The 10239-nt window shown below is 72.0% G+C and carries 9 protein-coding genes and 1 riboswitch; of the genes, 4 read left to right on the forward strand and 5 right to left on the reverse strand.

Translation table 11 applies throughout. The features are described 5' to 3' along the window. Window positions 1–21 precede the first annotated feature (21 nt). Together ACFV6D_RS22905 and ACFV6D_RS22910 are read left to right on the forward strand one after the other, a co-directional pair. Window positions 22–1740 (forward strand): glycoside hydrolase family 13 protein, encoded by a 1719-nt coding sequence (locus tag ACFV6D_RS22905; RefSeq protein ID WP_380560967.1) that lies wholly within the window; start codon window positions 22–24, stop codon window positions 1738–1740. Between the two features lie 25 nt (window positions 1741–1765). After that, complete coding sequence (locus tag ACFV6D_RS22910) at window positions 1766–2785, forward strand: LacI family DNA-binding transcriptional regulator (protein ID WP_208869121.1); 1020 nt, start codon at window positions 1766–1768, stop codon at window positions 2783–2785. A gap of 71 nt (window positions 2786–2856) precedes the next feature. Here the strand turns inward: ACFV6D_RS22910 and ACFV6D_RS22915 are convergent, their stop codons facing one another. The 3 genes from ACFV6D_RS22915 to ACFV6D_RS22925 form a co-directional block, all read right to left on the reverse strand. After that, window positions 2857–3057, reverse strand: a complete 201-nt coding sequence (locus ACFV6D_RS22915) for a hypothetical protein (RefSeq protein ID WP_063350127.1) — start codon at window positions 3055–3057, stop codon at window positions 2857–2859. Window positions 3058–3279: 222 nt separating this feature from the next. Then, the gene (locus ACFV6D_RS22920; RefSeq protein ID WP_380560968.1) at window positions 3280–4704 is read right to left on the reverse strand and encodes a transglycosylase family protein; all 1425 of its coding nucleotides are present in this window, start codon (window positions 4702–4704) and stop codon (window positions 3280–3282) included. Then, window positions 4691–4851: riboswitch (cyclic di-AMP (ydaO/yuaA leader) on the reverse strand. Its footprint overlaps the gene before it by 14 nt. Before the next feature lie 430 nt (window positions 4852–5281). Continuing rightward, complete coding sequence (locus ACFV6D_RS22925) at window positions 5282–6259, reverse strand: hypothetical protein (protein ID WP_063350129.1); 978 nt, start codon at window positions 6257–6259, stop codon at window positions 5282–5284. Between the two features lie 559 nt (window positions 6260–6818). Here ACFV6D_RS22925 and ACFV6D_RS22930 point away from each other — a divergent pair. Further along, the gene (locus tag ACFV6D_RS22930) at window positions 6819–7082 is read left to right on the forward strand and encodes a DUF397 domain-containing protein (RefSeq protein WP_063350130.1); all 264 of its coding nucleotides are present in this window, start codon (window positions 6819–6821) and stop codon (window positions 7080–7082) included. Window positions 7083–7455: 373 nt separating this feature from the next. Here ACFV6D_RS22930 and ACFV6D_RS22935 read toward each other — a convergent pair whose 3' ends face one another. After that, window positions 7456–7977: an ATP-binding protein gene (locus ACFV6D_RS22935; protein WP_244293511.1), complete on the reverse strand. Its 522-nt coding sequence runs from the start codon at window positions 7975–7977 to the stop codon at window positions 7456–7458. Window positions 7978–8395: 418 nt separating this feature from the next. Here ACFV6D_RS22935 and ACFV6D_RS22940 point away from each other — a divergent pair, with 418 nt between their 5' ends. Continuing rightward, complete coding sequence (locus ACFV6D_RS22940) at window positions 8396–9262, forward strand: helix-turn-helix transcriptional regulator (RefSeq protein WP_063350131.1); 867 nt, start codon at window positions 8396–8398, stop codon at window positions 9260–9262. Between the two features lie 102 nt (window positions 9263–9364). On the opposite strand, the gene ACFV6D_RS22945 is transcribed toward ACFV6D_RS22940, so the two are convergent. Further along, on the reverse strand, window positions 9365–9943 hold the full coding sequence (locus tag ACFV6D_RS22945; protein ID WP_244293512.1) for a TetR/AcrR family transcriptional regulator: 579 nt from the start codon (window positions 9941–9943) through the stop codon (window positions 9365–9367). Window positions 9944–10239 lie beyond the last annotated feature (296 nt).

A 10239-nucleotide genomic window follows, 5' to 3' on the forward strand; every position in this document is an offset into this window, starting at 1 on the left:
AGTCCCCAAGGGATACCGTCCATGACCCAGAACCTGGCCGACACCTCCCGGCCTGCCGCCGACGCCGCCGCCCACGAGGCGGTCACCCCGGCTCCTGTGACTGGCGGCGCCTCCAGAGGCTGGTGGCGGGACGCGGTCATCTACCAGGTGTACCCGCGCAGCTTCGCCGACTCCAACGGCGACGGCATGGGCGACCTGCCCGGCATCCGCAGCCGCCTGCCGTACCTGCGCGACCTCGGCGTGGACGCGGTCTGGCTCTCGCCGTTCTACGCCTCGCCGCAGGCGGACGCGGGCTACGACGTCGCCGACTACCGCGCAGTGGACCCGATGTTCGGCAGCCTGCTGGACGCCGACGCGCTCATCCGGGACGCCCACCAGCTGGGGCTGCGGATCATCGTCGACCTCGTCCCCAACCACTCCTCGGACCAGCACGAGTGGTTCCAGCGCGCCCTGCGCGAGGGCCCCGAGTCCCCGCTGCGCGAGCGGTACCACTTCCGTCCCGGCAAGGGCGAGAACGGCGAACTGCCGCCCAACGACTGGGAGTCCATCTTCGGCGGCCCGGCCTGGACCCGCAGCGAGAACCCGGACGGCACCCCCGGCGACTGGTACCTGCACCTGTTCGCCCCCGAGCAGCCCGACTTCAACTGGGAGAACCGGGCAGTCGCCGACGAGTTCCGCTCGATCCTGCGGTTCTGGCTCGACATGGGTGTCGACGGCTTCCGCATCGACGTCGCCCACGGCCTGGTGAAGGCCCCCGGCCTGCCCGACCTCGGCGGCGCGGACCAGCTCAAGCTGCTCGGCAACGACGTCATGCCGTTCTTCGACCAGGACGGCGTGCACGAGATCTACCGCAGCTGGCGCAAGATCCTCGACGAGTACCCGGGCCAGCGGATCGGCGTCGCCGAGGCCTGGACCCCGACCGTCCAGCGCACCGCCAACTACGTGCGCCCCGACGAGCTGCACCAGGCCTTCAACTTCCAGTACCTGGGCACCGGTTGGGACGCGGCCGCGCTGCGCGAGGTGATCGACGTCTCGCTCGACTCGATGCGCCCGGTCGACGCCCCCACCACCTGGGTGCTGTCCAACCACGACGTCACCCGGCATGCCACCCGCTTCGCCAACCCGCCCGGCCTCGGCACCCAGATCCGCACCCCCGGCGACCGCGAGCTCGGCCTGCGCCGCGCCCGCGCCGCCACCCTGCTGATGCTCGCGCTGCCCGGCTCCGCGTACATCTACCAGGGCGAGGAACTCGGCCTCCCGGACGTCACCGACCTGCCGGACGAGGTCCGCCAGGACCCGTCGTTCTTCCGCAAGGCCGGGCAGGACGGCTACCGCGACGGCTGCCGCGTCCCGATCCCGTGGTCCGGCACCGAGGCCCCGTACGGCTTCGGCCCGGTCGCCGGCGGGCCGTCCTGGCTGCCGCAGCCGGCCGAGTGGGCCGCGCTGAGCGTCGAGGCGCAGACCGGCGACCCGGCGTCCACCCTGGAGCTGTACCGCAGCGCGCTCGCCGTCCGCCGTTCCCAGGACGACCTCGGCGCCGGGACGGCCGTGGAGTGGCTGGAGGGCCCCGAGGGGACCCTGGCGTTCCGCCGCGGCTCCTTCGTCTGCACCGTCAACGCCACGGACGAGCCGGTCCGGATAGCGGCGCCCGGAAAGCTGCTGCTCTCCTCGGTGGAGCTGGTGGTCGACGGCGGCGAGACGGTGCTCGCGCCGGACAGCACCGGCTGGTGGGCGGTCTGACGTGGTTGCAATAGGCTCTGGGACCGTGACTACGGCGCGACTCTCAGACATCGCGGCGCAGGCGGGGGTCAGCGAAGCCACCGTCTCCCGCGTACTCAACGGCAAGGCGAACGTCTCCGCCGCCACCCGGCAGACCGTGCTGGCGGCGCTCGACGTGCTCGGCTACGAGCGGCCGACCCGTCTGCGCCAGCGCAGCGCCGGCCTGATCGGGCTGATCACGCCGGAGCTGAGCAACCCGATCTTCCCCGCACTGGCTCAGGTGATCGAGCAGGTGCTCAGCCGGCACGGGTACACCCCGGTGCTGTGCACCCAGACGCCGGGCGGGTCCACCGAGGACGAACTGGTCGAGATGCTGGTCGACCGGGGTGTGGCGGGCATCGTCTTCGTCTCCGGGCTGCACGCCGACTCCACCGCCGACCACGACCGCTACGCCCGGCTGACCGGGCGCGGGGTGCCGTTCGTGCTGATCAACGGCTACAGCGAGCGGATCGACGCGCCGTTCATCTCGCCGGACGACCGGGCCGCGATGTGGATGGCCGTCCAGCACCTGGCCGAACTCGGGCACGAGCGGATCGGGCTGGCCGTCGGGCAGCGGCGGTACGTGCCGGTGCTGCGCAAGATCGAGGGCTTCACGGCGGCGATGCGCGAGGTGCTGGGACGGAGCCAGGAGGAGGCCGAGGAACTCGTCCACCACACGCTGTTCAGCGTGGAGGGCGGGCACGCGGCGGCCGGCGCACTGCTGGACAAGGGCTGCACGGCGATCGTCTGCGGCAGCGACATGATGGCGCTCGGGGCGATCCGGGCGGTGCGGCAGCGTGGACTGTCGGTGCCGCACGACGTCTCGGTGGTCGGCTTCGACGACTCGCCGCTGATCGCCTTCACCGAGCCGCCGCTGACCACGATCCGCCAGCCGGTCGAGGCGATGGCGACCGCGGCGGTGGACGCGCTGCTGGAGGAGGTCGGCGGGAACGCGGTCCAGCGCGGGGAGTTCATGTTCCAGCCGGAGCTGGTCATGCGCGGCTCCACGGGGGCCTGCGCGCGCTGAGGACGGTCAACGGACGGGCCCCGGAGAGCTGTTGCTCTCCGGGGCCCGTTGCGTGCCGCCCGGGTGCCGGGTCAGCCCTCGTGGTCCGTGGGGCGGCTCTCGGTGAGCCGTTGGCCGTCGGTGGCGTCGCCGGTGCGGGTCTCGGTGCGGCGGCCGCGGGCCAGGTAGTCGCGCAGGACGAGTTCGACGGCGTCCTGCGGGTTCTTGGTGCCGGAGAGCATCATCGCGTCGATCGCGAGGTTGGCGTCGAGTGTGACGGTGACCTGGGCCATGGTGACTCCTCCTCGGGTGCCGGAGCAGCAGCATGCCCGCTGGGGGCGGGCTTTGACCATGGCCTCGGGCGGTCCTGCCCGGCGGCCTGCCGGCGGCCTTCCTGCGGCGCCGGGCGACCGCCGGGGCGGGCGGCGACTGACAGATAACAGATGATGAAATCTGTTATCTGAAATCTGTTATCTGTCAGCCGTCAGTTGTCAGCTGTCACCCGCGGGTCGTGCTCAGACCCGGCCGGCGAAGTCCGGCGCCCAGTTGGCGACGGTCTGCAGGCGCACGCCCGAGCTCGGGTTGGCGGCCTCGACGTACTGGCCGCCGCCGATGTAGATCGCGACGTGGTAGACGCCGGAGTTCTGGCCGTTGTTGGACCAGAACAGCAGGTCGCCCGCCTGCAGGCTGTCCAGCGAGACGCGGGTGCTGGCGGCGGCCTGGTCGGCGGCGACGCGTGGGACGGAGACACCCGCGGCGCGCAGCGCGGCCTGGGTCAGGCCGGAGCAGTCCCAACCGCCGTTGCCGGTACCGCCGTAGACGTACGCCTGGCCGACCTTCGACTGGGCGAAGGAGACCGCGGCGGCCATGCTGCCGGTGGCGGCCGGGGCCTGAGCGGGGGTCTGCGCCTGGGCGGCCGGCTTGGAAGCCGGCTTGGCGGCCGGGGCCGGGGCCGGGGCCTGCGGCTGGGCGGTCGGCTTGGCGTTCACGGCGGCGCCGTTGGAGGTCTGGCCGGACTTCTGCGAGCGGTCGAACCAGGTGAAGTCCGAGCCGGACTGGTCGGTCTGAGCCGACTGCTGGGCCTGGCCGCCGTCCTTGAACGAGAGGCGCTGGCCCGGGTAGATGGTGTCCGGACCCTCGGTCAGGGTGCCGCGGTTGAGCTCGTACAGCCGCTGCCAGCCGCCCTGGAGGTTGTGCTTGTCGGCGATCGAGGACAGCCAGTCGCCGGAGGCGACGGTGTAGTCGTCGCCCTGGGGCTGGGCGCTGTTCTGGGCCTGGTTCTGGCCCTTCTGCGCCGAGGTGCCGTTGGCGGAGTCGGCGGGGGCCTGTGCCTGGTCCTGGGCCGGTGCGGCCGGCTTGGCGGGCTTCGCGGCCGGGGTGGCCGGGGCCTGGCTCTGCGCGGGCTTGGCGGCCGGGGTGGCCGGGGCCTGGCTCTGCGCGGGCTTGGCGGCCGGGGTGGCCGGCTTCGCGGCGGGCTTGGTGGCGGTCGAGCTGGCAGCCGAGCCGGTGGTCGAGCCGGCCGAGGTGTCGACGGCAGCCGCGGCGCCGCCCTTGGTCAGGCCGGCCTGGACCGAGCACACCGGCCAGGCGCCGGGGCCCTGCGAGGCGAGGACCTTCTCGGCGACGGCGATCTGCTGGTCCTTGGTGGCCTGGTTGGCCTGGGGGGCGTACGCGGTGCCGCCGAAGGCGGCCCAGGTGCTGGAGGTGAACTGCAGGCCGCCGTAGAAGCCGTTGCCGGTGTTGATGCTCCAGTTGCCGGTGCTCTCGCACTGGGCGACCTTGTCCCAGGTGGCGACGGAGGCGGCGGAGGCGGTGCCGGAGGTGAGGCAGGGGATGGTGAGGCCGACGCCCGCGACGCCGATGGCGGCGATCACGCGTCGGGTACGACTGGACAGACGGGTGCCGTTGGTGGGCAGCATGAAGACGCAGTCCTCTCCCACGCCTGCGAGGTGAGCTGTCGGATTCGGGCTGGAGTTGCCCGGCCGCGCTGTGGGCGCGGCTTCACCCCTAGCCCTGGATCGTTCCGGGGAACGGTCCGGGGCGACTTACCTGTGGGTCCCCCGCTCCTGCCGTGGTGCGTTTTCGCGCTGCCAGGACATCCGACGGCAGGACTCGGCGTCGCGGATGAACTGGGTTCGTGTGGCCACGAACGGGGAGCACGTTAAGCAGACTTAAGTTCAAACTGCAAACACCTGTGACGCGCATCACGGTTTGGCGAGAACGGTCGTTCCCCTCGCTCGCCATGATCGAAAATGGCCGATTTCCGGCAATGCCGCGAAGGGCGTGCACAACTGTCTGTGCTTCAGGAGGCGGGTGACGGCGGGTCGGGTCCCCCGGGGGCCGCCCGCCGAGAAGGAGGTGCGTCCACACTGTGGCCGTCGGGGGATGGATCGAGCGACGGCGAACAAATGCGGATAGAACGGACATCGCACCTATTCGCCCTTTAACTCCCTTACGGGACAAGCAGGAAGGGCCCGGAACGGCTACGTTCCGGGCCCTTCACGCGTGCGGTGACCGCTACTGGCCGGCCGACTCCTCGGTGGCGGTGCGAGCGGCGTGGGCGGCGTGACCGCCCCGGCCGGAGTGGTCGGCGTGCGCGCCCTCGGCGGTCTCCGCCGCCTCGGCCTCGGCCTGCGCCAGGGCCTCGGGGGAGGGTGCCGGCAGCGCGGCCAGGTAGGTGGCGGCGATCAGCTGGCCGACCGTCGGGTAGGCGCCCAGCGGCGCCGCGGACGGGCAGCCGGTCTCCTCGGCGGCCGTGGCGAGCAGTTCGGAGTCGGCCTCCGGCCCGATCACCAGCGGGGCCAGCGCCGGGCGCTGGGAGCCGGTCTCCTTGAGGTGGTTGACGGCCGCGGCGACCGAGCCCGGCACGTCGAGCGCGGCGGGCACGACCGGGACGGCCAGTCGTGCCGCCAGCAGGACACCGGTGATGCCGGCCGCGGCAGCGGCCTCCTCGCCGCCGACGGTGGTCAGCACGACGCCGTCCGCGGCGGTCGCGATGGCGAACAGCCGGGCCCGGTCGGCGCGTGCCAGACCGGCCTCGGACAGGCGCACGTGCACGGCCTCGGCGAGCAGCGGGTGCGGGCCGAGCACGTCGGTGACGGGGGCTCCGTACTCCGCGGCGAGGGCGTGAAGTTCGGTCAGGAATCCGTGCGGGCCGGGTACCAGCGGCACCAGGACCGGCGCGGGCAGGCCCGCCTCGGCGGCCATGGCCAGCAGTTCGGCGACGGTGCGGTCGTCACTGTCGACCCCCTGGGCGGCTTCGCCCGGGAGGTAGCCGACGGCGGTCTGGATGCCGCTCTGCTCGCTGCGGACGATCGACAGCAGCTCCTCGACGACCGAGCGGGACTCGGGCCCGGCGGTCGCGGGCACGGCGAGCACCAGGGCCGGGGAGCCGGCCGGGATCTCGGGGCGCTCGGGGCGGCGGTGGCGCCCCCGCGCACGGGAGCCTGGAGTGCGGACGGGCAGTGGCGCGCCCGGGATGGCTGCGGTGCTCATGCCGGAGATCGTAGGACATCGGCCCGTCAGGCCTGCATTCGGCTGCCGTTCGAGTTTCACGTGGTCATGGCGGGTGCGCCGCGTTCCCGCCGTGTCCGTCCGGGCGGTTTGCCCGCAATCCGGACATATCTCACCCAGCCTTCGAGCGATCACCGCTCGTAGCCCTGACGTGTCCGACGGGGCGTCGAGTTGCCTGTGTGGCGCGTGAGATGTCTCACAGCCAGGAGGTCGCCTGACGGAGCGTCACGGCAGCGCGACTCCGGGCGTCTGAAGATCAACATTCAGCGGGGAACCGCTCACGGCCGGTTATCGAGAATCTGGCGATTCACTCGGCTATGTCCGTTTACGTACCGTCAGGAGAAGGGCCCGTGAAGAGTTCCGAACTGCCGGTGAAAGGCCTCGTGCACCTGCAATGTCCCGTGCTGATGCACGTGCACAGCAGCTATCATCGCGTCAAGTGAGGCGTTGTGCCGGGCCGGTACGGGGCCGGTCCGTTCGTTCGGCGGGTGCCGGGAGCGCCGCGCTGGACGACCACTCCGGAGCTCTTCGGGAGATTTCTATGCACGACTCGCAGGACACGCACGGCTCGTACGACACCTACAACGGGATGGCGGCCGCCGACCTCAAGGGGGTTCTCTGGCAGAAGAGCCTGCACAGCAACTCCCAGGGGAACTGCGTCGAGTTCGCGGCCCTGCCGGGGGGCGATGTGGCGATGCGCAACTCGCGCTTCCCGGAAGGGCCGGCGCTCATCTACACCCGGGCCGAGATCGCCGCCCTGCTGCTGGGGGCCAAGGACGGGGAGTTCGACCACCTGGCGGTCTGACCGGCCGCCGTCCTGCCATCGGGGGGCCGTCGTGGGTGCTGACACCGCGACGGCCTTTGTCTTGTCCGGGGCCGGTCCGGGGCCACGCGACGGGCGTTCTCCCGACGGGCGCTCTCGCGGCCGACCGCACGCAGGCGCGGCGGGTGGTCCCGCGCACGGTTGGGGGCCCGGACGGGGGTCGGGCCGCCGGGGTGTCCGGCCGTCAGTCCGGCCGGCTCGTCCGGGGGGCCGGCCCGGCAATCGTCGTGGGAATCGTCCTGAGGACTGAGCCGGAGCCCGTGGCGCACCTGCGCCAGGCCCGTCGAGCCGCCCCGCGGAGCCCGGGGTGCGGTCCTCCCGGGGCCTCCCTCGGCCGGCCGCGCGCCGCCTGGCGCTAGGCCGAGCGCCGGTGCCGTCCACCGAGTTCGGAACCGGTGGCCGGCTCCGCCTCGAACAGGGCCCAGACCACCTTGCCGCTGCCCAGCGGGTGCCAACCCCAGGAGCGGCTGAAGGACTCCACCAGGTGCAGTCCGCGGCCGGACTCGGCGACGAAGTCCGCCTCCCGGGCGACCGGGCCGATGCAGCTCGGGTCGCTCACCGCGCAGACCACCTGGGGAGAGCGGTGGACCAGGCTTATTCGGATCGGCAGCCGGCCCTCGGGGGTCGGCTGTATGGGAAAGTCGTACTCGCCCTGGGCGCCACCCGCAGGGTCGGGTCGTGCGCCGATCGCATGCCGCAGTGCGTTGGTCACCAGCTCCGAGGCCACCAGCGCGACGTCGTCGAACAGCTCCATCAGGCCCCAGCGCTGAAGAGAGGTTCTGGCGAAGTCGCGCGCGGTTCTGACGGCTTCGAAGCGAGGAGCGAGCGTACAGGTGACCACATGGGGGTCAACCGCCAAAGCCGTACCGGTGCTCATGAAGAGCTCCTCCCATAAGGGGGCGGACACGGCTGGACCCGCCGGGGTCATGCCGGTCACCTCCGACTCGCTCGGCCGCTCGGCCGCCCCCTCGACCAGCGCGCGCGCACACGATCCCCCGGTGGCGCGGGGGAACGCTGCCGGGTCGGTGCACGGAGTCGCGCGTGGGGTCGACGCGGAGCCCGCGGGATTGCCAGGGATGTGCAGGTGCACGTGCACCATGGTGGTGTGCGCTCACTGCAGATGCAAGAGTCGATTCACGTGCAGTCGCACTATTGGCATATGCAAGCGCCGGATGCACGTGCATCCTGGTGTGTGGAGTGTGGAACTGATAGGAACATCCGTCAGTATCGGCACCGTGAGCGCTCAACTGATGGCAGACTGTGCGCTGTTTGCCCTAGGTGGAGGTTTCGACCGCATGACCACAGTTCAGCCGGGCGGCGGCTCGATGGTCCGCCGGATCCTCCTCGGGTCTCAGCTGCGTCGCCTGCGTGAGACGCGCGGCATCACGCGCGAGGACGCCGGCTACGCGATCAGGGCCTCGGAGTCCAAGATCAGCCGCATGGAACTCGGCCGCGTCAGCTTCAAGGAGCGCGACGTCGCCGACCTGCTCAGCCTCTACGGCGTGGACGACGGCCTGGAGCGGGAGGCACTGCTCGGGCTGGTCCGCGAGGCCAACAAGTCCGGCTGGTGGCACAGCTTCAACGACGTGCTGCCGGGCTGGTTCCAGACCTACGTCGGCCTGGAGGAGGCCGCCCAGCTGATCCGCACCTACGAGGTGCAGTTCATCCCCGGACTGCTGCAGTCCGAGGAGTACGCACGGGCGGTTTTCGGACAGAGTCGGCCGGTCGTCAGCGAGGAGGAGATCGAACGGCGGGTCAGCCTCCGCCTGCGTCGCCAGAAGCTGCTGACCGAGGGCGCCAGCCCGCGGCTGTGGGCCGTGATCGACGAGGCCGCGCTGCGCCGCCCCGTCGGCGGGCCCAAGGTGATGCGCGGCCAGGTGCAGTACCTGATCGACGTCGCCGAGCAGGCCAACGTCGTGATCCAGGTGATGCCGTTCCGATTCGGCGCGCACGCGGGGGAGTCCGGGGCGTTCACGATCCTGCGCTTCCCTGAACAGGACCTCGCGGACGTCGTCTACCTGGAGCAGCTCACCAGCGCGCTGTACCTCGACAAGCGGGACGACGTCGACGCGTACATCCAGGTCATGGAGCGGCTCTGCGTGGACAGCCTCACGCCCGAGCGGACCGTGGACCTGCTGGCCTCGATCCTCAAGGAGCGCTGAAAGGAGCTCTGAGGGGAGTGCTGAGGGGAGCTCTCAGCAGAGCGTACGGGTCCGGCGGCCCGCGATCGGCCGCCCGGGCACCGAGCCGCCGTCCACCCGCCGTCAGCCGCGGGCCGGCGGCCGTTCGCGTTCCGGCGGCAGTGCCTGCGGCGGGGTGCCCAACTCCCAGGGCAGGTCGTAGCGGCGGAACAGGTCGGCCCGGATCAGCGCCAGCGGGAGTTCGGCGCCCGGCAGCAGCACCCCGATGCAGCCGCCCATCAGCGCGCTGCGCAGCACCGCGTGCTCGGCGGCCGGGTCCGGCGCGCCCCAGTCGAGCAGCAGGCCCTGGAGGATGGCGCCGAGCTGCTGCTGCTCCGGGTCCTGGACGAAGGCGCCGGAGTCCGGGTCCAGGATCAGCGCGAGGTGCGAGCGCATCACCCGCGGATGCTCCAGGGCGAGGGTGAGGACCGCGTCGATCGCGCGGGCCAGCCGGGCCGCCGGTGTGGCGTCCGGGGTCAGCTCGGCGAGCGCGCCGGAGAGCGACTGGTGCATCATCCGGTGCGTCGCGGACTGCATCAGCAGCCGTTTCCCGTCGAAGTAGTACGAGAGCAGGCCGCGCGCGAGCCCGGCCCGCTCGGCGATGTCGGTCAGCGTGGTGCCCGCGTATCCGTGCCGGTCGACCAGTTCGACGGTGGCTCGCATGATGCGCCGACGGGAGCGTTGCCGCATCTCCTCATTGACCGAATCCCCGCGAGGTGCCATCGTGTCTGCTCCGAACGTTCGTTGGCTCCGGGCCAATATACTGGCGGAGCCGGTAGTCGCACCGTGAAACCGCGCGCCGGTGGGCGCCGCTCGGGCGCCCGGTACGAAGACGGGCGGGGGGCCCCCCAACCCCGCGGTGTGGGTGTGGGGGCCCCCGGGGCCCAGCCCGGGGGGGGGGCGGGCGCGCCCGCGCGCGGGCGCGGGCGGGGTGGGTGGTGTGATGTGGAGTGGTGTCT

The organism is Kitasatospora sp. NPDC059812 (genome assembly GCF_042732075.1).
Taxonomy (GTDB): domain Bacteria; phylum Actinomycetota; class Actinomycetes; order Streptomycetales; family Streptomycetaceae; genus Kitasatospora.

Excerpts from the sequence above, each read along its gene's own strand:
- ACFV6D_RS22905 (WP_380560967.1), top strand. The coding sequence starts at position 22 with ATGACCCAGAACCTGGCCGACACCTCCCGGCCTGCCGCCGACGCCGCC.
- ACFV6D_RS22915 (WP_063350127.1), bottom strand. The coding sequence starts at position 3,057 with ATGGCCCAGGTCACCGTCACACTCGACGCCAACCTCGCGATCGACGCG.
- ACFV6D_RS22925 (WP_063350129.1), bottom strand. The coding sequence starts at position 6,259 with ATGAGCACCGCAGCCATCCCGGGCGCGCCACTGCCCGTCCGCACTCCA.
- ACFV6D_RS22930 (WP_063350130.1), top strand. The coding sequence starts at position 6,819 with ATGCACGACTCGCAGGACACGCACGGCTCGTACGACACCTACAACGGG.
- ACFV6D_RS22935 (WP_244293511.1), bottom strand. The coding sequence starts at position 7,977 with ATGAGCACCGGTACGGCTTTGGCGGTTGACCCCCATGTGGTCACCTGT.
- ACFV6D_RS22940 (WP_063350131.1), top strand. The coding sequence starts at position 8,396 with ATGACCACAGTTCAGCCGGGCGGCGGCTCGATGGTCCGCCGGATCCTC.
- ACFV6D_RS22945 (WP_244293512.1), bottom strand. The coding sequence starts at position 9,943 with ATGCGAGCCACCGTCGAACTGGTCGACCGGCACGGATACGCGGGCACC.